Raw genomic sequence first — 19271 nt, 5'->3', positions numbered from 1 at the left:
CTCCTCAGCTTGCGGCGACGGTGATCGGAGCCCAGCGTCGTGTCCAGTCGCCCGGCAGGCGGGGGATGTCCCGGGCCATCACGGCGTTGACGGCCAGTGAGCCTAGGCCGCGGGCCTTGAGCCACTCGATGAGCCCGACGTGGCGTACGTCGACGTCGGTGCGCAGTGGTCGCTCGGTGGTGGCTGCCACCGTGTTGACCAGCGCGCGTGCAGTGGCCGTGTCCTGGGCGACCAGCGGACCGATCACATGGGTTTCCATGTTGGGCCAGATGGCGGCGTAGCCGATCAGCTCACCGGAGCTGTCCTCGGCGACGAACAGTCTGTCGGCGAAAGCCGGCAGTCGCGTCAAGAGGTGGGTGCGGTCGGCACCGAACACCTCGGTGTCCAAGTGGACGATCCGAGTGAGGTCATGGGCTGTGGCCGGCCTGACGAGTGTGGCTACGGGCTCTGGCGGTGCGGGATCCGATTGGAAGCTTCCCTGCAACATCTCGGCGCTGCCGATGGTGTCGAAACCGAGTCCCTCATAGAGCGGGCGCCCGTAGGGCGTGGCGTGGAGGGTGAGTGGGATGCCTTTGAGGAGGTCGTCGCAGATGTACGTCATGAGGCGGCGCCCCACGCCCCGCCGGGCATAGCGGTCGGCCACGAGGACCATGCCGATCGAGGCAAGCTCCGGATCGGCATGTGGCCGGCCGTATCGGGTGACGACGCACACCGCGGCGAGTCCTTCGCCGTCAGGAGCGTCGATGCCGTAACCGTTCCCGGCCGCGAGGAGGAGTCCCCATTTGTGGTCCTCGCGGGGCCAGCCGCGGTCCTCGGAGAGGTCGGCGCAGTGGCGCAGATCGTTCAGGGCCAGTGAGCGGATCGGTAGGTCGCTGAGCTCTGGTGGTGTCACGGGCTCAGCCTGGATCATGACACAGGGGCCGTCCAGAGGATTTGGTGGACCCAGGCGGTCGACGTGGTGGATGTTTCACGTGAAACGTCCACCACATCGACCGTCTTCTGCTGCGGGCTCTGTGCAGCTCGGCCTGTGTTTCACGTGAAACAGGCTGTTTCACGTGAAACATGGAAGCTAGCCTCGATGACCATGACGCGTCTGCACCTCTTCGATCTTGACGGCACCCTCATGTACGGATCGGCGGCTCCCGTCGAGATCTCCCGTCAGATCGGCGTCAGCCAAGAGATCGCCGAGCTGGAACGGGCCTTCGCCGCCAGGGAGATCGGACCGCAGGAGTTCTCTCTGGCGGCGCACGCGTTGTGGTCGGATCTGACGGCCGCCCATGTCCGGGCTGCGTTCGACGGTGCCCCGTGGCTTGAGGGGATCCGCGAGGTGTGGCAGGAGATCAAGGGACGTGGTGATCTTTGCGCGGTGATCTCACTGTCTCCCTCGTTCTTCGTCGAGTTGCTCCTGGAGTGGGGAGCGGATGCCGCGCACGGATCGGTCTACCCGGCGGTCCCCTTCGCGGGCCCCATGGACGTCACGGGGATCCTCACCCCCGAGGGGAAGGTGGAAGTCGCCGACCGGCTGTGCGCCAGGTTCGGAGTGAGCCGGAACGACTGCGTCGCCTACGGGGACTCCCTCACCGATTCGGTGCTCTTCGACGTGGTCCCGACGTCGGTGGCGGTCAACGCGCAGCCGTACTTGACGGAGCGGGCCACGTACGTTTACCAGGGGCAGGACCTCCGCGAGGCATACCGGCTCCTCGGGGCGACACGTCAGGAAGTCGCCGCATCTTAGGGGGAAGGGGGAATACAAGCGCCAAGTTTCCTCATTCCGCCGCGGGGCACACGGTCCGCTGGCACGCTGTAAAGCCCGGAACCACGGATTCGACCGTGGTGTGTGCAGACCGACCGAGATGCTCTAAGCGAGGCACCGTATGGACGCTCCGCCCACCAGACCGGCAAGACGGGGGACGGACCGGATACCCTCCGGCGCCGGGGCGACCGAGCCCTCCCCCGATGCCGTATTGATCCGCAAAACCCTCGCGGAGATCGCGCCCATCGCCGACAAGGTCACCTCCTACTTCTACGCCCTGATGTTCACGCGGCACCCCGAGGTACGGGACATGTTTCCCGTGGCCATGGATGCCCAGCGCGACCGGCTGCTGAAGGCACTCCTCACGGCCGCCGAACACATCGACGACCCGGAGGTGCTCACCCCTTATCTGCGTCGGCTCGGCACCGGACACCGCAAGTACGGGACCATGGCAGGCCACTACCCCATGGTGGGCGAGGCGCTGATGGGCGCCCTGTCCCGGTACGCGGAGCTGACCTGGGGGCCCGAAGCCGAGGCCGCATGGGTGCGCGCGTACACCGCGATTTCCCAGATCATGATCGACGCGGCGGCCGAGGACGAGTTCAAGGCGCCGGCCTGGTGGCACGCGGAGGTGGTCGCACACGATCTGCGGACACCGGACATCGCGGTGCTGACGCTGCGCCCGGATCGGCCGTACGCCTTCCTCGCGGGCCAGTACACCAGCTTGGAGACCCCGTGGTGGCCCCGGGTCTGGCGGCACTACTCCTTTGCCTCCGCCCCGCGCGCCGACGGGTTGCTGTCCTTCCATGTCAAAGCCGTCCCGGCGGGCTGGGTCTCCAACGCCCTGGTGCGTCACGCCCGGCCGGGCGATGTCCTGCGTCTGGGCCCTCCGGCCGGATCGATGGTGGTGGACCACAGCACGGACAACGGGATGCTCTGCCTCGGCGGCGGAACGGGCATCGCCCCGATCAAGGCGTTGATCGAGGATGTGGCGGAGCACGGTGAACGGCGCCGCATGGAAGTGTTCTTCGGGGCGCGCAGCGACACCGACCTGTACGACAAGGACACGCTGCTCGGGCTGCAGCGCTCGCATCCCTGGCTGTCAGTGCGTCCGGTTGTCGGGGAAGGGCTTGCGGGGCAGCTGCCCCACGCCGTCGGTGAAAACGGGCCCTGGAGCTCCTACGACGCCTTCATCTCGGGTCCGCCGGCGATGATCCGAAGCGGTGTGGACGCCCTCAAGCGGATCGGGATCCCGTGGGAGCGGATCCGCTACGACTCCGTCGAGGAGTTGGTGGGCGCCGCCGGCTGACCCGGCGACGGCCCGTCGGGCCCTTCCTAGACCGTCAGCCCAGGTCGGGGGCGTGCATCGCTCGTACGCCTTCGATGTTGCCGTCGAGGTAGTGGCGCAGGGACAGCGGGACGAGGTGGACGGCCGCGATGCCGACCCGGCTGAACGGCACGCGGACGATCTCGTATTCGCCCTCGGGCTGGTCGATCTCGGGACCGTGCCGTTGTGCGGGATCCATCGACTCCAGACGGCAGACGAAGAAGTGCTGCACCTTGACGCCGGTCACCCCGCCGCAGGCGATGTGCTCGACGGTGTCCACGAAGCAGGGCACCACATCGGTGATCTTGGCGCCGAGTTCCTCGTGCACCTCTCTGTGCAGGGCGTCGACCACGGTCGCGTCCGTGGGCTCCACTCCCCCGCCGGGAGTGAGCCAGTACGGGTCCAGGCCGGGCTTGGTGCGCTTGATGAGGATCAGGTCGTCACCGTCGAGCAGGATCGCGCGGGCGGTGCGTTTGACCACGGGACGTTCGGTCATGGGAGAAGAGTGGCCCACTCTTCCGCTTCTGAAACGCGTGGTCGCGAAACGCGCGGTTTCCGCGATCCGTCCTCCGCGACGGCGGATCACCAGTCGACGGCGGCGCGCAGCAGCCGGTCGTGGGCCCGGGCGAGGTGGGCGAGCGCCAGACTGCCGGTCCGGACGACGACGAACCAGGTGCGCAGGGGCGGTACCGGGGGCTCCAGCAGAGAGACGATCTGGCCGCGGTCGATGGCGTCCTGGCAGAGGTAGCGGGGCAGGACGGCGAGCCCTGCGCCGGCCTGGACACACTCTCGTACGGCCCTCAGGTCGGGCACGACGACGGTGGCGGCGGCTTCCGGGAGCGCATCGAAGACGGCGGCCCAGTAGCGCGTGATGAGGGGAAGGCTCTCGTGGACCTCCACGACCGGTATCCCTTCGAGGGCCGCGGGGCTGCCGACGCCCTTGTCGCGCAGAAGGTCCGGGTCGACGAGCGCGGCCCAGTAGGGCGCCGCGACGAGGACCTGTTCCTCGTCGCACAGGGCGGTGGCGGTGACCGGCCCGCCACGGGGACGTCCAGTGGTGACGACGAGGTCGTGCTGCCCGGCGGACAGCCCGTCGAGGACCTCCTCGGCGTCCGCCTTGAGCGCGGTGCGCAGGGTCTGGCCTTGGCCGACGAGGGGTGCCAGGGCGGGAAGCACGCGCTGGCACACGAACTCCGGGGGCCCGGCGATGTGCAGCGTGCGTAACGCTCCGGCGGCCTCGCGTTCCGTCTCGGCGATGCGCAGCAACGCGTCGAGGTGGGGGGCGGCCTTGTGGGCGAGTTCGTCACCGATCGCGGTGGGCGTCACCCCTCGTGCCCTGCGGTGGAAGAGAGGCCGGCCCAGTTGCCGTTCGAGGGTGCGGATCTGCGAGGTGACGGCGGGCTGGGACAGCCCGAGGAGTGCGGCGGCCCGAGTGAACGAGCCGGCCCGGTGCACCGCGACGAAGGTACGTAGCAGGGCCAGGTCCATGGCGGCCCCTCTCGTTGGGGCCTTCAACTATAAATATGCCGATAGGCCCCTGTCGCTACCGTGATTGGACTCTGACGCTGAGTCAACTAGCCTTGTCGATGTGGTTCTTCACCGAGGGAACCAAGGGGTGGTCCGAGCCAAGAGGGGGGAGGCTCGGACCACTCCTGCTCATGCCTTCATCGGTCCTGGGCCGCCGAATCAAGGGCCCGCAGGACGTCTGCGACCAGGTCGTCGGTGTCCTCGGCGCCGGCCGAGAAGCGGATGAAGCCCTCCGGCACCGCGTCGCCGCCCCATCGTCCGCGCCTCTCGGCGGTGGACCGCACCCCACCGAAACTCGTGGCGTCCTCCACCAGGCGCAGGGCGTTCATGAAGCGTTCCGCGTGCGCACGGTCGGACAGGGTGAACGAGACCACCGACCCGAAGCCGTTCATCTGCAGAGCGGCCGTCTTGTGCGACGGGTCCGATGGCAGTCCCGGGTAACGCAGTCCGGTCACATCGGCGCGCTCGCTCAGAGCTTCGGCGAGGGCCAGTGCGTTGGCCCACTGGCGCTGTGCCCGGAGCTGGATCGTGGCCAGGGAGCGGTGGGCCAGCCAGGCTTCCATCGGCCCCGGGATGGCTCCGACGATCTTGCGCCAGCGGCGGATCGCGGCGGCCGGTTCCGGGCCGCGGCAGGTGACGTAGCCGATCAGGAGGTCACCGTGCCCGGTGAGTCCCTTGGTGCCGCTGGCCACGGAGAAGTCCGCGCCGAGTTCCAGCGGACGCTGCCCGAGCGGCGTCGCGAGCGTGTTGTCGACCGCGACCAGGGTGGAGCCGGCGTGCGCGGCGGCGACGAGGCGCCGTACGTCGCAGATGTCGAGGCCGGGGTTGGACGGTGTCTCGATCCACAACAGCCGGGCGCCGCCGAGTTCCGAGAGCTGGGCGTCACCGGCGGTCGGGGCCCTGCGCACGTGGATCCCGTACGCCTCGAGCTGCTCCTGGAGAAGCGGCAGTGCCTGGTAGCCGTCGGAGGGAAGCGTGACGGTGTCGCCCGATCGGGTCTGTGAAAGGAGGACCGCGGAGATGGCGGCCATGCCGGAAGCGAAGACGACGGTTTCCGCGCCATCCTGTCCGGGAGCCTCCAGCTCGGTGATGGCCCGCTCCAGCAGTGTCCAGGTCGGATTGCTGTCCCGGGCGTACGCGTACGGTCCCTCGACCTCGCCGGGGAGGTGGAAGTGGGCGGCGAATACGGGCCCCGGCAACGGCGGCTCGTTCTTCACGGGCTCGGGCAGCCCGGCGCGGACGGCCCGGGTCCCGTCGCCGTACCGGTCCGCCGATGCGGTGGGGTGATCGTTCACGGGATGGGCTCCTTCAACACACGCGTACGGGTGGCTGATCAGCTCTTGTCGGGCAGGGCGAGGTTCACGGCCCAGGAGACGACGGAGATGATCAGACCGCCGATGATCGCGGTCCAGAAGCCTTCGACATGGAAGCTGAGGTCGAACTGCTTGGCGAGCCAGGAGGTCAGCAGGAGCATCAGGGCGTTCACCACAAGGGTGAACAGGCCCAGGGTGAGGATGAAGAGCGGCAGGGAGAGCAGCTTCACCACGGGCTTGACGATGAAGTTGACCAGGCCGAAGACCAGAGCGACCAGGATCAGGGTGAGGACCCGGGTGCCGGTGCTGTCCCCGCCTTCGTCGAGCGTGATGCCGGCGACCAGCCAGATGGCCACGGCCAGGGCCGCGGCGTTGGCGAGCGTCTTGACTACGAAGTTCGTCATGGGTCCGATCGTTGCAGAGAAGATCCTGGTGGGACATCGTCAGATCAGCGGATTCCACGGCACCGCGGAACAAGGGGTAGGACAAGGATGAAAGCATTCCGGCTGGACGAGCTCGAAGCGGAACGGGCTGCAAATGACGGCGCGTACCTGCAGTTCCTGAAAGAGCGGAACATGTCGGTCGGGCTGTACGCGCTCGATGCCGGACAGACCGACCCCCAGCAGCCGCATCGACAGGACGAGGTGTACCTCGTCGTGAGCGGCCGGGCCTCGATCACGGTCGGGGAGGAGACGACGACGGTGGCGAACGGGAGCGTCGTCTACGTCCCGGCCGGTGTGCCGCACAGGTTCCACCACATCACCGAGCCGCTGAAAGTGATGGTGGTCTTCTCCCCGCCGGAGGGCTGAGGGTCGGGCCCCTGATCCCCTTAAGGGTCGGATCAGGGGGTTCCGAGGGCTCGCGCGCCCCCGGACGGGACCGCTGCCTCCTAGCATCGAAAGCAGGAAGTCACCGACGAGGAAAAGGTTGTGGACATGGACGGGATCCGAGCGATGTTCGAGGGCATGCCCTGGTGGGTCAAGTGGGTCGCCGTTCCGCTGCTGGCGCTGTTCGTCTTCGGGGGAGTCATCACGACCATCCTCGGGACGCTGATCGCCTTCGTCTTCAAGCTGCTGCTCTTCGCGGCCCTCGTCGGTGGCCTGGTCTTCGTGGTGAAGAAGTTCACCCGCGGCGGATCGAAGTCCTCCGCCGGTGAGTGGTAGGACGCTCCGACGGGGACGCCCCGACCGGGCGGGACGGGGATTAACCCAGGTGGGGGAACGTGAGGCGGGAAACCTCTCACTCGACCAGAACCGGCGGATAGAGTGCCAATCTGGGCCGTCCCTGGGTACCCCTCGCGGTATCACCGTTCTGACCTGCGGTTTTCTTCATCAGCCGACGAGCGCGACCCCCAGGATCCACGGCATACGCGGGGGCGGCCCCCGCAAAGGCGGGCCACCCTTGAGCTCGCCTTCACGCCTGGGGGTGAGCTTTGTCCGCCGTGCACAACGCCGGTGCACCGACGCTGATCGGTTCGGTGCAAAGGGCGCTGAGGCTGCTCGAAGCAGTGGGCTCCCACGGCGACGGAGCCCCGGCGAAACAACTGGCGCGTGAAGCCGGCCTCCCGCTTCCGACCGCGTACCACCTGCTGCGCACCCTGACCCACGAGGGCTACCTGCGCCGTGAAGGCGGGGTGTTCGTGCTCGGTGACGCCGCCTGGCGTCTGGCGAGCGGTGGACTGCAGCAGAAACGTCGCGGCATGATCGTCGACTCCCTCGCGCACTTCCGCGACGCCGTCGGCGCCCCCGTCTACTTCGCGGTCTACCGTGAGGGTGAGATCGAGGTCGTGGGTGTATCGGACACTCCGGCCGCCCCCGCCTGCGAGGAGTGGGCTGATTTCCGCGCGACCGGCCACGCGCACGCCATCGGTCAGTGCCTTCTCGGCCAGCTCGACGAGAAGACGCGCAAGGACCACTACGACCGGCATCCGGTCGGTGCGGTCACCCCGTACACCGTGCGGGACGAGCGCGCTCTCGAACAGCGCCTCGCCTCCCTCCAGCGAATGGAGCCGGTTACGGAGCGTCAGGAATATGTATTGGGCACCGTGTGCGCCGCGATCCCGATTACGGCGGGAGATACCGCTGCAACCATGGCGATTTCGTTCCCTTTGCACCAAGAGGACCGTTTGCGCTATGCAGTTGACCGGCTACGTAGAGAAGTAGGCGCGCTGTTGAGCACCCTCTCCTTCTCTATCAGTATCTGAAATCTCACTCCTTGTGATCTGCTAGCACTTACACCACTCTTGTCAAGAGGGCCCTTGGGGGGACCATTCCTGGCCACTTCCACAACATCGGGGTAGGCAATGCGCGAGTCGGTACAGGCAGAGGTCATGATGAGCTTTCTCGTCTCCGAGGAGCTCTCCTTCCGGATCCCGGTGGAACTCCGGTACGACGCTCACGACCCCTACGCAGTGCGGCTGACCTTCCACCTTCCCGGAGACGCGCCCGTGACCTGGGCGTTCGGCCGGGAGCTGCTCCTCGATGGGATCAACAAGCCCTGTGGCGACGGCGACGTGCACATCGCGCCGTCCCACCCCGACGAGTTGTCGGACGTCCACATCCGCCTACAGGTGGGCGGTGAACGGGCCTTGTTCCGTGCGGGAGCGGCGCCGCTGGTCGCCTTTCTCGACCGCACCGATCGGCTGGTTCCGCTCGGTCAGGAACGCAACCTCGGAGACTTCGAGGGGACGCTCGACGAGGCGCTCGACAAGATCCTCGCCGAAGCCCGGCACAACGAGCAGAACGCCGGCTGAGCGGGTCGCCACCCGCGAGGCCTACCCGGCCACCCCTCGGCTCAGCGCTTGCGCCGGCGTCCCCGGCCACCGCGTACGGGCCCGGCTGCCGGAGCGGTGCCCGCGGTCCCCGTCCCCGGGCGGTCGGCGGAAACCACCAGTGCGGCCAGGGCGGTGGTCACCGGTACGGAGGCCACGAGCCCGATGGAGCCCACCAGCGTCCTGACGATCTCCTCTGCCACCAACTCGCTGTTGGCGACCGCACCCATGCTGCTGTTCGCAATGGAGAAGAGCAGCAACAAGGGAAGCGCTGCGCCCGCGTAGGCGAGCACCAGGGTGTTGACCACCGAGGCGATGTGGTCGCGCCCGATCCTGATGGCAGCCCGGTACAGGGCCCTGGAGCCCATCGTGGGATCGGCCTGGTGCAGTTCCCAGACGGCGGACGTCTGGGTGACGGTCACGTCGTCGAGCACACCGAGAGATCCGATGATCACGCCGGCGAGCAGCAAACCGCTCATGTCGATGTCCGGGTAGAGACCGTGAATCAACCCCGTGTTGTCGTCGGTGTTGCCGCTGAGGAAGGCCCAGCCGATGAAGAGCGAGCCCAGCAGGCCGATCAGCAGCAGCGACACGAGGGTGCCCAGGACGGCGACCGAGGTACGTGCGGTCAGACCGTGGCACATGTAGAGCGCGATCAGCATGATGGCGCTGGCACCGACCACCGCCACGATCAGCGGGTTGGAGCCCTGCAAGATCGCCGGAAGGATGAAGAGCGTCAGTACGCCGAAGCTGACGACCAGCGCGATCAAGGCGAACAGTCCGCGCATCCGGCCGACCACGACGACGGCGACGGCGAAGATGAGCGCCAGTAGAGCCAACGGAAGTTTCCGGTTCAGGTCGACGACCGAGTACTGGAGGTCCCTGGGAGCATCCGGCGCATAGGCCACCACCACCTCCTGGCCGTTCGCCAGCTGCCGAGGGGCCCCCGGCTGGACGATCTCCACGAAGGTGCGGCCCTTGTCCGGGCCGGTACCGACCTCGACGGTCGCCTTCTTGCACGCGCCGGTCTGCTCCGCCGTGGCCTCCCGTCCCGACGGGGTCGAGGTGTCGCCGGTGGCCGGGACCTGAGCGGCGTTGACGGACTTGCAGTCGACACTCGCCAACGCGACGACCTTGCCCTGCTGCGTCTGCCGGTCGAAGCCGACGCCGGTCCGCTCGTGCGAGGGGGCCCCGCCCGGCCAGAGCACCACCATCCCGACGAAGACGGCAGCCGCGAACGGGATCAGCACGGCGGCGATGACCTTGCGCAGGTGCAGGGAGACGGGAGCCGCCGGACCGTGCCCGTGGCTGTGGGAATGTCCGTGAGCGGAGCCGTGGGAAGGCCCGTGGCCATGCCCGTCGTGCGCGTGCTCGTGGTCGCCGGGACCACTGGGCGTGGAGGGGCTGTTGGGAGGTTGCGGCGAAGACGTCACCGGCCGATCATCGCAAGAGATGAGGGGGCCCACTGTTCAGCACGCCACAGATGACGCTAGCGTGGTGCCTACTTTGCACAACGCGGGAGCTCGGAGCACCGGGCTGAGAGGGCGCTGATCACCGTACGCACGCCGGAAGGCGGGTACGGGAAGAGGCTGCGTCGACCGCCGAACCTGTTACCGGGTAATGCCGGCGTAGGGAGATAGGTCTCATGACCATTCAGGACGCACGCACGCCTGCCGTCAGCCAGGACGCCGACGGCCAGACCGCGCGCCAGCCGGGCTGGCACAAGGGATACGTGGCGGGCTCCCGCCCCGACATCCGGGTGCCGGTCCGCCAGGTCCACCTCACCAACGGCAAGGACGTGACGCTCTACGACACGTCCGGTCCGTACACCGACCCCCAGATCGAGACCGACGTCCGCCGGGGCCTCGCCCCGCTCCGCGAGAACTGGATCATCGGGCGCGGAGACACCGAGGAGTACGCCGGACGACCGGTGCGCCCCGAGGACGACGGCATCAAGCACACCTCGCCGCGCGGTGGCCTCAAGAACCTCGACGCGGTCTTCCCGGGCCGCCCGCGCCAGCCCCGCCGGGGCCGTGACGGCGCGGCGGTCACCCAGCTCGCGTATGCCCGCCGGGGCGAGATCACCCCGGAGATGGAGTACGTGGCGATCCGCGAGAACGTCTCTCCCGAGGTCGTGCGCGAAGAGATCGCCGCAGGGCGCGCCGTACTTCCGGCCAACGTCAACCACCCGGAGATCGAGCCGATGATCATCGGCAAGCGGTTCCTGGTGAAGGTCAACGCCAACATCGGCAATTCCGCGGTCACCTCCTCGATCGAGGAGGAGGTCGACAAGATGACCTGGGCGACCAAGTGGGGCGCCGACACGGTCATGGACCTCTCCACCGGCCGCAACATCCACACGACGCGCGAGTGGGTGCTGCGCAACTCCCCGGTCCCGATCGGCACCGTGCCGCTCTACCAGGCGCTCGAAAAGGTCGACGGCCGCGCCGAAGAGCTCACGTGGGAGATCTACAAGGACACCGTCATCGAGCAGGCCGAGCAGGGCGTCGACTACATGACGGTCCACGCCGGCGTGCTGCTGCCGTACGTGCCGCTCACCGCCCGGCGCAAGACGGGCATCGTCTCGCGTGGTGGCTCGATCATGGCCGCGTGGTGTCTTGCCCACCACAAGGAGAACTTCCTCTACACGAACTTCGAGGAGCTCTGCGACATCCTCGCGACGTACGACGTCACCTACTCGCTGGGTGACGGTCTGCGTCCCGGTTCCATCGCGGACGCCAACGACGCGGCCCAGTTCGCGGAGTTGAAGACGCTGGGCGAGCTGAACACGATCGCCAAGCGGCACAACGTCCAGACCATGATCGAGGGCCCGGGGCACGTCCCCATGCACAAGATCAAGGAGAACATCGACCTTCAGCAGGAGATCTGTGAGGAGGCGCCGTTCTACACCCTCGGCCCGCTGACCACGGACGTCGCACCCGCGTACGACCACATCACCTCGGGCATCGGCGCCGCGATGATCGCCTGGTGGGGCACCGCGATGCTCTGCTACGTCACGCCCAAGGAGCACCTGGGCCTGCCCAACCGGGACGACGTGAAGACCGGTGTCATCACGTACAAGATCGCAGCGCACGCCGCGGACCTGGCGAAGGGGCACCCCGGCGCTCAGGAATGGGACGACGCCCTCTCGGACGCGCGGTTCGAGTTCCGCTGGGAGGACCAGTTCAACCTGGCCTTGGACCCGGACACCGCCCGTGAGTTCCACGACGAGACGCTCCCGGCCGAGCCGGCCAAGACCGCGCACTTCTGCTCCATGTGCGGTCCGAAGTTCTGCTCGATGAAGATCTCCCAGGACATCCGCCGCGAGCACGGTGGAGACCTCAAGGCCGACGAGATCGAGGCCGGTATGGCAGAGAAGTCCGCGGAGTTCGCAGCATCGGGCAACCGGGTCTACCTCCCGCTGGCCGACTAGAAACCAGCACCCGCACGGAACGGACCCACGACCCATGGGGGGAGTCGCGGGCCCGGCCGTGCGGGTGTTTCACGTGAAACATCACTCCCGGTCGGGCTCGGCCCCTCCGAAGTCGGGGCTGGTGAAGTCAGGCGGGCTGTAGTCCGGCCGGGGATCCTTGGGTGTGGCCGCGGGGCTGGTGAAGTCCGGCCGGCTGTACCCCAGGCTGGGGATGCGGCCGGCGTGCGGCGTCCGGGGGATCGGATATCCGGGGCCCGCGCTCGGATCGGCCAGCGCGTCCCGCAGGAACGGCATGATGCCCCGCTCCAGCAGGGCGTTTCGCCATGCCTCCCGCGCACGCGAGAGCTCGTCAGGTACCGCCACCGCCTCCTCGGCCCCCACCTCGGTGGAGCTGTTGCGGACGGCGGTCACGAGCAGGCCGATCACCGCGAAGAGCAGCGCGGCCACGGTCAGCCCGCCGAAGAGCCACCCTGCCGTCAGCATCGTCCGTGCGAAGGCCGGCTCGGGGTCGATCATCTTGAGGCTGTAGCCGACCAACAGGAAGATCAGCATGGCGGTGCCGGCCAGGACCGGTGCGAGGACCGCGACCACGGCGCTCACGCCCACGCCGCCGCCCTGCCCGTCACCCTCGGCGTCGGCCGCCGTGCCGGGGGCCGACAGGTGTTCGTCGCGAAGCTCCGCGCGGACCTTGACGTAGTGGTCGTACTCGGCTGCGGCGGCTGCCGTCAGCAGGGCGGTGGCACTCATGGCCATGGTGCGCAATTGTTCGGCGTTCAGTCGTTCGCCCATAGAAGCGAGTTCCGGCCGTTCGTTCGCTGTGCGCAGCGCCTCGTCGAGGAGCCGATCGAACTCCGGTCGGTCTTCGGTGAGCAGGTGCGGAGCGCTGGTCATGTGCATCCCCCGATGCTCCGTACGAGCCGGTATGCCCGCGTAGATTCGGGCGCCGGCACAAACGGAGGAGAGCCTGCTACGGATAGAGCGATGGTAGAGCGCCCACGCCACGAGGTGACAGGGGCTTTCCGGAAATACCCGCTCGGCGAAGGGTCAGTCGTTCAGCGGCAGTTGGACCACGAGCAGCTTGCCGGCCATGGTCACGCCGCCGTCCATCGCGATGGCCAGACCGTCCGCGTACACGTGCGGGCCGTCCACTGCCTCCGGACCGTGGGAGTCGTCGCCGTCCTCCGTGCCCACCTCGCCGAGGAGGTACGGGATGGGGCTGTGGCCGTGCACGACGCGGCCGCCGCCGTACGTGCCGAGCAGTTCCCGCACGGCCTGAGGGCCCGTTTCCTCGTCCCGGAAGGCGAACCGCTTGGTGAACTTGCGGAACAGGTCCCAGGTGATGTCGGCGTCGTTGCGGGTGAGCAACTCGTGGATGGTGTCGTTGACGTCCTCGATGGAGTCGCCGTAGTCCAGGTACGCCGTGGTGTCGGAGTGCAGCAGCAGGTGTCCGTCTTCCAGCGTGGCGGCGTCGAGCCGCGACATCCACTGGAGGTGGACGTCCTGGAGGCGCTCCATATCGGCGCGCTGACCGCCGTTGAGCAGCCAGGCGGCCTGGAAGGTGGCGGTCCCGGCGCCGGACACGACGGGGGTGTCGCCGAACCGCTTGGCGCCGATGAGCAGCAGCTCGTGGTTGCCCATCAGGGCCTTGCAGTAGCCGCCCGCGGCGGCGGCTTCGGCGGAGAGCCGCATGACGAGGTCAATGACGCCGATGCCGTCGGGGCCGCGGTCGGTGAAGTCGCCGAGGAACCAGAGCCGGGCGTTGCCGGCCGACCAGTGGCCGTCGGCGTCGATCAGCCCCTGTGCCCGGAGTTCGGTGAGGAGCTCGTCGAGGTAACCGTGTACGTCGCCGACGACGTAGAGGGGGCCCGGGCCGGTGGCGGCCGGGTCCTGGGGGACGTACTGGACCTGGACCGTGTCACCGGGACCCTCGGCCGCACCGCGGCCGATCACGGGCAGGTCGCGCTGCGTGGGTGTGTAGCCGTCGGGGTCCTGGTCCGGTGCGGCCGCGGGAGGGGTGTCCGGCCGGGGAGCGGGAGGCGGGGCGGCCTCGGGCGCGTAGGCCGGGCGGGGAGGCACGGGAGCGCCTTCCTCGTAGTACGCCGGGTACTCGCCGTACACGGGAGCCTCACCGGGCACGCCGACGGATGCGGTGTACGGGGCGGGTTCGGTGACGGGAACCCGGAAGTCCCGCAGCGTGTCCGTCCGCATCGCGGGTCCCTGACCGGCCCCCTGAGTCATCGACCCCTCCACCACCGTCGCACTGCCGTACACCTGCGGACCCTCCTTGCCTCCGTGGCGGAGGGTCCGTGATGTCGTGCGCCCATCATAGGAATGCAGCTCGCGCTCTGTGACGCACCAGGGGTGGTGAATCCTGGCCGGAGCCGTTCCTTCCTGCCGCTTTCTCCCTGTATGGGTGGTTGTTGAAATATCCGGCAGGGTGGTCGGCCCCGCCGGTGTGGCGCCAAGTCCCGGCCGTACGCGGCGTGATCAGTCCTGAGCGGGGGAGCGGGGCGGGCTGACGGTCGTACGGGGCTGCCTGCGTTGCGAGGAGGTGCGGATGATGAGTTCGGTCGGAACCACTTGCTCGACGGGACGGCCGGTGTCGACCCCTTCGATGGCGTCGATCAGCAGCTGGACCACGGCCGTGCCGATACGGCGAGGCTTGAGGGAGAGCGTGGTGATGGGCGGTTCCGTGTTGGCGTAGACGGTCGATTCGCTGCAGCAGACGAGCAGCAGGTCCTCGGGGACGCGCAGGCCGTAGCGCCGGGCGGCGGCGAGCAGGTCGGTGCCATTGGGGTCGAAGAGCCCGTAGACGGCGTCGGGCCGGTCGGGCCGGGCGAGCAGCCGATCGGCAGCGACGGCGCCGGCGCACGGGTCGTGGGCGGGGTAGGACTCGTAGACGGGGTCCTGGCCGACGCGCTCGCACCAGCTGAGGTACGCGGTGGTCGAGAGCCGGGTGTACGTGTCGGTCGTGGTGCCGGTGAGGAGTCCGATCCTGCGGGCTCCCGCGGCGGCGAGGTGGTCGAGGAGGTTGAGGACGGCGGCCTCGTGGTCGTTGTCGACCCAGGCGGTGACCGGGAGCGACCCGGCTGGGCGGCCGTCGGACACCACCGGCAGGCCCTGGCGGACCAGCTCGCTGACCACGGGGTCGTGGTCGGAGGGGTCGATGACGACGGTGCCGTCGAGGGCGACGTTGGACCACACGTCGTGGCGTGAGGTGGCGGGGAGGATGACCAGGGCGTAGCCGCGGGCGAGCGCGGCGGACGTCGCGGCCCGGGCCATTTCCGCGAAGTAGGCGAATTCCGTGAAGGTGAAAGGTTCATCCCCGTACGTCGTCACGGTCAGGCCGATGAGGCCGGACTTGCCGGTACGGAGGGTGCGTGCGGCGGCGGAGGGCCGGTAGCCCAGTCGGTCGGCGACTTCGCGAACGTGGCGGCGGGTGGCGTCGGGCAGCCGCCCCTTGCCATTGAGCGCGTCGGAGACGGTCGTGATCGAGACGCCGGCCGCGGCGGCCACGTCCCTGATGCCGGCCCGGCCCTGTCGGCCGCCGACCCGCCGGGTGGTCTCGGTCCGGCTCACCTGATGCTTCCCTGCTGCTGTCATGGCGAGCCGATAGTAGGGCTCGAAGGGGTGGCTGGTCCGGCTGCATATGCACCCGTTGACAGGCACGATTCTGCATGGTTCGCCACCCCCAATGACCTTGGAATAGAAGGCAATTGATCACTCAGAACGGCTAAGGCGCTAGTCGGTGACGACGGGCCTGCCAAAACGGTGCCGTTCTGGGCAGTTCTCAACTCACCTGCACGGGGGACGCGCGCCACGGCGCAGGCCACCAGCGCGCGCATATATGCGCGCGCTCCCCTGCGATCCTGGCGCCCGCCATTCTCTGATCGGCGGAATCCTCATAAGGTGAGCAGTATTGAGTCGACGGCGACGTCGACGGGACGGTCGAGGAGGACCTGCGGTGAGCGAGAAGAGCCCGAAGCTGCGCGCCGAGCTGGACGGCATCCCCACTTACAAGCCGGGCAAGCCCGCGGCGGCGGACGGGCGCGTCGCGTTCAAGCTGTCCTCCAACGAGAACCCGTACCCGCCGCTCCCGGGGGTCCTGGAGACCGCCGTCGCGGCGGCCGGCCACTTCAACCGCTACCCCGACATGGCCTGCACGGGCCTGGTGAACGAGCTCGCCGAGCGCTTCGGGGTTCCGGTCGAGCACATCGCCACGGGAACCGGCTCCGTGGGCGTGGCCCAGTCGCTGATCCAGTCGACGGCCGGCCCGGGCGACGAGGTCATCTACGCCTGGCGCTCCTTCGAGGCGTACCCGATCATCACGCAGATCTCCGGTGCGACGTCGGTGCAGGTTCCGCTCACCGAAGGGGACGTGCACGACCTGGACGCGATGGCGGCCGCGATCACCGAGCGGACCCGGCTGATTTTCGTCTGCAACCCCAACAACCCCACCGGTACCGCGGTGCGCCGGGCCGAGCTGGAGCGGTTCCTGGACCGCGTGCCGTCGGACGTGCTGGTGGTGCTGGACGAGGCGTACCGGGAATTCGTCCGCGACACGGACGTTCCGGACGGCATCGAGCTCTACCGCAGCCGCCCGAACGTGTGCGTGCTGCGTACGTTCTCCAAGGCGTACGGTCTGGCCGGCCTGCGGGTCGGTTTCGCGGTGGCGCACGAGCCGGTGGCCGCGGCGCTGCGCAAGACCGCGGTGCCTTTCGGCGTCAGCCAGCTCGCCCAGGACGCGGCGGTCGCCTCGCTGCAGGCCGAGGACGAGCTGCTCGGGCGGGTCGGTTCGCTGGTCTGCGAACGCAAGCGGGTCTACGACACGCTGCTCACGCAGGGCTGGACCGTGGTCCCGGACACACAGGCGAACTTCGTCTGGATGCGGCTCGGTGAGCGGACCGTGGAGTTCGCGGTGGCTTGCGAGAAGGCCGGCGTGGTGGTCCGGCCGTTCCCGGGAGAAGGCCTGCGGGTCACGATCGGTGAGTCCGAGGCGAATGACATCTTCCTCCAGACGGCGGAGGCGTTCTTCAAGGAGATGTAGCCGTACCGCGCAGGGCGGGACCCGGTTACGCGAGTTCGACGCGGACCGGGTCGCCGTCGCGGACGGTGGCCAGCAGGCGGGAGTCGCCGTCGAACGAGCCGAGTACGTTGCAGGGGCTCGCGAGGCGGCTTTCACCGGCACGCGAAATCGGCGTCGGGCCGTACGGCAGCGCGAGTGCGTCGCCCTCGGTCCAGAACGCGACGGTCCCCGGCTCGACGACCTGCCGGGCGTCGTGTTCCACCGCGACCGAGACGCCGGTGTCGAAGTAGACCTCCTCGCCCCAGGTGTGGGCGGAGGCCGAGATCGGGAGCGCCGCGACCAGGGCCTTGCTGGTCGGTGTCTCTTCGAGGGTTGCTGTGAGCTGGCCCGCGGGCCATGAGATGCGAATCTTCATGAGCTGTATTCAACAATTTGTTGAACGAGCTGGCTAGAGGGGACCCCCCGCCGAAAAGATCGGAAAGGCTGTGCGCCATAATGCTTGTGAATGTGAACGCGTTCACAAGCTCCCCTGTTTCATCCCGTATGGCATGGGATGTGACGGGTGGGGTGAGGCTTTGTCGACCCACGGCGACCCGAAGGAGATGACGACGTGGACCTGGCTCTGGCGCCGGAGACTCTGGCGCGATGGCAGTTCGGTATCACCACCGTCTACCACTTCCTCTTCGTCCCCCTGACGATCTCGCTCGCCGCGCTCGTCGCGATCCTGCAGACCGCCTGGGTGCGCACCGAGAAGGAGAAGTACCTCAGGGCGACCAAGTTCTGGGGCAAGCTGTTCCTGATCAACATCGCGATGGGCGTCGTCACCGGCATCGTCCAGGAATTCCAGTTCGGCATGAACTGGTCCGACTACTCGCGCTTCGTCGGTGACGTCTTCGGGGCTCCGCTGGCCTTCGAGGCGCTGATCGCTTTCTTCTTCGAGTCCACGTTCATCGGGCTGTGGATCTTCGGGTGGGACAAGCTCCCCAAGAAGATCCACCTCGCCTGCATATGGATGGTCTCGATCGGCACCATCCTCTCCGCCTACTTCATCCTCGCTGCCAATTCCTGGATGCAGCACCCGGTCGGATACCGGATGAACAAGGAGACCGGGCGCGCCGAGCTGACCGACTTCCTCCAGGTCCTCACCCAGAACACGGCCGTCGCACAGGTCTTCCACACCCTTACGGCGGCCGCGCTGACCGGCGGTGCCTTCATGGTCGGCATCGCCTCCTACCACCTGTTGCGCAAGAAGCACATCCCCGTGATGCGCACCTCCCTGCGGCTCGGCCTGATCGCCGTCGTCATTGGTGGCTTGCTGACAGCGATCAGCGGCGACACGCTCGCCAAGGTCATGTTCAAGCAGCAGCCGATGAAGATGGCCGCGGCCGAAGCCCTCTGGGACGGAGAGAAGAGCGCGCCCTTCTCGGTCTTCGCCGTCGGTGACGTCGACAAGGGCCACAACAAGGTGGCCGTGGAACTGCCCGGCCTGCTGTCCTTCCTGGCCGACAGCGACTTCGACTCCTTCGTGCCCGGCATCAACGACGTGAACAAGTCCGAGCAGGAGAAGTTCGGCCCCGGCGACTACAGGCCCGCGATCCCCGTCGCCTACTGGGGCTTCCGATGGATGATCGGCTTCGGCATGGCGTCCTTCGGCATCGGCGCCCTGGGACTGTGGCTGACCCGGCGCAAGTTCCTGCTGCCGGCCGCCCTGCGCACCGGCGACGACGAACGGCCGCACCTCGTCCTGTTCAAGACGGCCCTGAACCCGCGCCTGACCCGCCTGTACTGGCTCACCGCCATCGGCACGCTCGGCTTCCCGCTGATCGCCAACTCCTGGGGCTGGATCTTCACCGAGATGGGCCGCCAGCCGTGGGTCGTCTACGGAGTCCTGCGCACCCGCGACGCGGTCTCCCCCAGCGTCACGCAGGGCGAGGTGCTCACGTCCATGCTCGTCTTCACCGCCCTCTACGCCGTGCTCGCCGTGATTGAGGTCCGGCTGCTCGTGAAGTACGTGAAGGCCGGCCCTCCGGAGCTCACCGAGGCCGACCTCAACCCGCCCACCAAGATCGGCGGGGACGACAAGAATTCCGACCGGCCGATGGCCTTCTCGTACTGAGGCTGA

At 68.2% G+C, this 19271-nt stretch carries 19 protein-coding genes and 1 riboswitch; of the genes, 9 read left to right on the top strand and 10 right to left on the bottom strand.

Annotated elements, in window-relative coordinates:
* Nucleotides 1-4: 4 nt before the first annotated feature.
* On the bottom strand, nucleotides 5-892 hold the full coding sequence (locus ACIA6C_RS19885) for a GNAT family N-acetyltransferase (protein WP_399277543.1): 888 nt from the start codon (nucleotides 890-892) through the stop codon (nucleotides 5-7).
* Nucleotides 893-1084: 192 nt separating this feature from the next.
* Between ACIA6C_RS19885 and ACIA6C_RS19880 the strand changes: the two genes are divergently transcribed.
* Nucleotides 1085-1735, top strand: coding sequence for an HAD family hydrolase (locus ACIA6C_RS19880; RefSeq protein WP_399278010.1), 651 nt, complete (start codon nucleotides 1085-1087; stop codon nucleotides 1733-1735).
* A gap of 229 nt (nucleotides 1736-1964) precedes the next feature.
* Entirely contained in the window at nucleotides 1965-3062 is a 1098-nt protein-coding gene (locus tag ACIA6C_RS19875; protein ID WP_399277541.1) for a globin domain-containing protein, read from the top strand.
* Nucleotides 3063-3096: 34 nt separating this feature from the next.
* Here ACIA6C_RS19875 and ACIA6C_RS19870 read toward each other — a convergent pair whose 3' ends face one another.
* The 4 genes from ACIA6C_RS19870 to ACIA6C_RS19855 form a co-directional block, all read right to left on the bottom strand.
* A complete protein-coding gene (locus ACIA6C_RS19870) occupies nucleotides 3097-3576 on the bottom strand; it encodes an NUDIX domain-containing protein (RefSeq protein WP_399277539.1) in 480 nt (159 codons plus the stop codon).
* A gap of 86 nt (nucleotides 3577-3662) precedes the next feature.
* Nucleotides 3663-4568, bottom strand: coding sequence for a LysR family transcriptional regulator (locus tag ACIA6C_RS19865; protein WP_366080753.1), 906 nt, complete (start codon nucleotides 4566-4568; stop codon nucleotides 3663-3665).
* Nucleotides 4569-4744: 176 nt separating this feature from the next.
* The gene (locus ACIA6C_RS19860; RefSeq protein WP_399277537.1) at nucleotides 4745-5902 is read right to left on the bottom strand and encodes a cystathionine gamma-lyase; all 1158 of its coding nucleotides are present in this window, start codon (nucleotides 5900-5902) and stop codon (nucleotides 4745-4747) included.
* 38 nt (nucleotides 5903-5940) lie between these two features.
* Nucleotides 5941-6324 carry a phage holin family protein gene (locus ACIA6C_RS19855; protein WP_366080755.1) on the bottom strand — a complete coding sequence of 128 codons (384 nt, stop codon included), beginning with the start codon at nucleotides 6322-6324 and terminating at the stop codon, nucleotides 5941-5943.
* 87 nt (nucleotides 6325-6411) lie between these two features.
* Between ACIA6C_RS19855 and ACIA6C_RS19850 the strand changes: the two genes are divergently transcribed.
* The 4 genes from ACIA6C_RS19850 to ACIA6C_RS19835 all read left to right on the top strand — a co-directional run bounded on the left by ACIA6C_RS19850 (nucleotide 6412) and on the right by ACIA6C_RS19835 (nucleotide 8672).
* Nucleotides 6412-6729: a cupin domain-containing protein gene (locus ACIA6C_RS19850; protein WP_366080756.1), complete on the top strand. Its 318-nt coding sequence runs from the start codon at nucleotides 6412-6414 to the stop codon at nucleotides 6727-6729.
* 126 nt (nucleotides 6730-6855) lie between these two features.
* Nucleotides 6856-7083 (top strand): DUF5326 family protein, encoded by a 228-nt coding sequence (locus ACIA6C_RS19845; RefSeq protein ID WP_373304735.1) that lies wholly within the window; start codon nucleotides 6856-6858, stop codon nucleotides 7081-7083.
* Between the two features lie 269 nt (nucleotides 7084-7352).
* Nucleotides 7353-8123, top strand: coding sequence for an IclR family transcriptional regulator (locus tag ACIA6C_RS19840; RefSeq protein ID WP_399277533.1), 771 nt, complete (start codon nucleotides 7353-7355; stop codon nucleotides 8121-8123).
* Nucleotides 8124-8222: 99 nt separating this feature from the next.
* The gene (locus tag ACIA6C_RS19835) at nucleotides 8223-8672 is read left to right on the top strand and encodes an SsgA family sporulation/cell division regulator (protein ID WP_190185547.1); all 450 of its coding nucleotides are present in this window, start codon (nucleotides 8223-8225) and stop codon (nucleotides 8670-8672) included.
* 41 nt (nucleotides 8673-8713) lie between these two features.
* Here ACIA6C_RS19835 and ACIA6C_RS19830 read toward each other — a convergent pair whose 3' ends face one another.
* Nucleotides 8714-10123 carry a YibE/F family protein gene (locus ACIA6C_RS19830; RefSeq protein ID WP_399277531.1) on the bottom strand — a complete coding sequence of 470 codons (1410 nt, stop codon included), beginning with the start codon at nucleotides 10121-10123 and terminating at the stop codon, nucleotides 8714-8716.
* A gap of 72 nt (nucleotides 10124-10195) precedes the next feature.
* Nucleotides 10196-10342: riboswitch (TPP riboswitch) on the top strand.
* Here ACIA6C_RS19830 and thiC point away from each other — a divergent pair.
* The gene (gene thiC, locus ACIA6C_RS19825; protein WP_361130870.1) at nucleotides 10336-12123 is read left to right on the top strand and encodes a phosphomethylpyrimidine synthase ThiC; all 1788 of its coding nucleotides are present in this window, start codon (nucleotides 10336-10338) and stop codon (nucleotides 12121-12123) included. Its footprint overlaps the riboswitch before it by 7 nt.
* Nucleotides 12124-12204: 81 nt before the next feature.
* Here the strand turns inward: thiC and ACIA6C_RS19820 are convergent, their stop codons facing one another.
* The 3 genes from ACIA6C_RS19820 to ACIA6C_RS19810 all read right to left on the bottom strand — a co-directional run bounded on the left by ACIA6C_RS19820 (nucleotide 12205) and on the right by ACIA6C_RS19810 (nucleotide 15726).
* Nucleotides 12205-13020: a hypothetical protein gene (locus ACIA6C_RS19820; RefSeq protein WP_399277529.1), complete on the bottom strand. Its 816-nt coding sequence runs from the start codon at nucleotides 13018-13020 to the stop codon at nucleotides 12205-12207.
* Nucleotides 13021-13167: 147 nt separating this feature from the next.
* Nucleotides 13168-14376 carry a metallophosphoesterase gene (locus ACIA6C_RS19815; RefSeq protein WP_399278008.1) on the bottom strand — a complete coding sequence of 403 codons (1209 nt, stop codon included), beginning with the start codon at nucleotides 14374-14376 and terminating at the stop codon, nucleotides 13168-13170.
* 234 nt (nucleotides 14377-14610) lie between these two features.
* Nucleotides 14611-15726, bottom strand: coding sequence for a LacI family DNA-binding transcriptional regulator (locus tag ACIA6C_RS19810; protein WP_190185544.1), 1116 nt, complete (start codon nucleotides 15724-15726; stop codon nucleotides 14611-14613).
* A 361-nt stretch (nucleotides 15727-16087) separates the two neighbouring features.
* Between ACIA6C_RS19810 and hisC the strand changes: the two genes are divergently transcribed.
* A complete protein-coding gene (gene hisC / locus ACIA6C_RS19805; protein ID WP_399277526.1) occupies nucleotides 16088-17170 on the top strand; it encodes a histidinol-phosphate transaminase in 1083 nt (360 codons plus the stop codon).
* 25 nt (nucleotides 17171-17195) lie between these two features.
* Here the strand turns inward: hisC and ACIA6C_RS19800 are convergent, their stop codons facing one another.
* Nucleotides 17196-17564, bottom strand: a complete 369-nt coding sequence (locus ACIA6C_RS19800) for a cyclophilin-like fold protein (protein ID WP_399277524.1) — start codon at nucleotides 17562-17564, stop codon at nucleotides 17196-17198.
* A 195-nt stretch (nucleotides 17565-17759) separates the two neighbouring features.
* Here ACIA6C_RS19800 and ACIA6C_RS19795 point away from each other — a divergent pair, with 195 nt between their 5' ends.
* On the top strand, nucleotides 17760-19265 hold the full coding sequence (locus ACIA6C_RS19795) for a cytochrome ubiquinol oxidase subunit I (protein ID WP_399277522.1): 1506 nt from the start codon (nucleotides 17760-17762) through the stop codon (nucleotides 19263-19265).
* The last annotated feature ends 6 nt before the right edge of the window (nucleotides 19266-19271 follow it).

It is taken from the genome of Streptomyces sp. NPDC051578 (assembly GCF_044454045.1).
In the GTDB taxonomy this organism is placed as follows: Bacteria; Actinomycetota; Actinomycetes; order Streptomycetales; family Streptomycetaceae; genus Streptomyces.
Note: the sequence above shows the minus strand (reverse complement) of the source record. Positions and strands in the feature narration are given on the sequence as shown.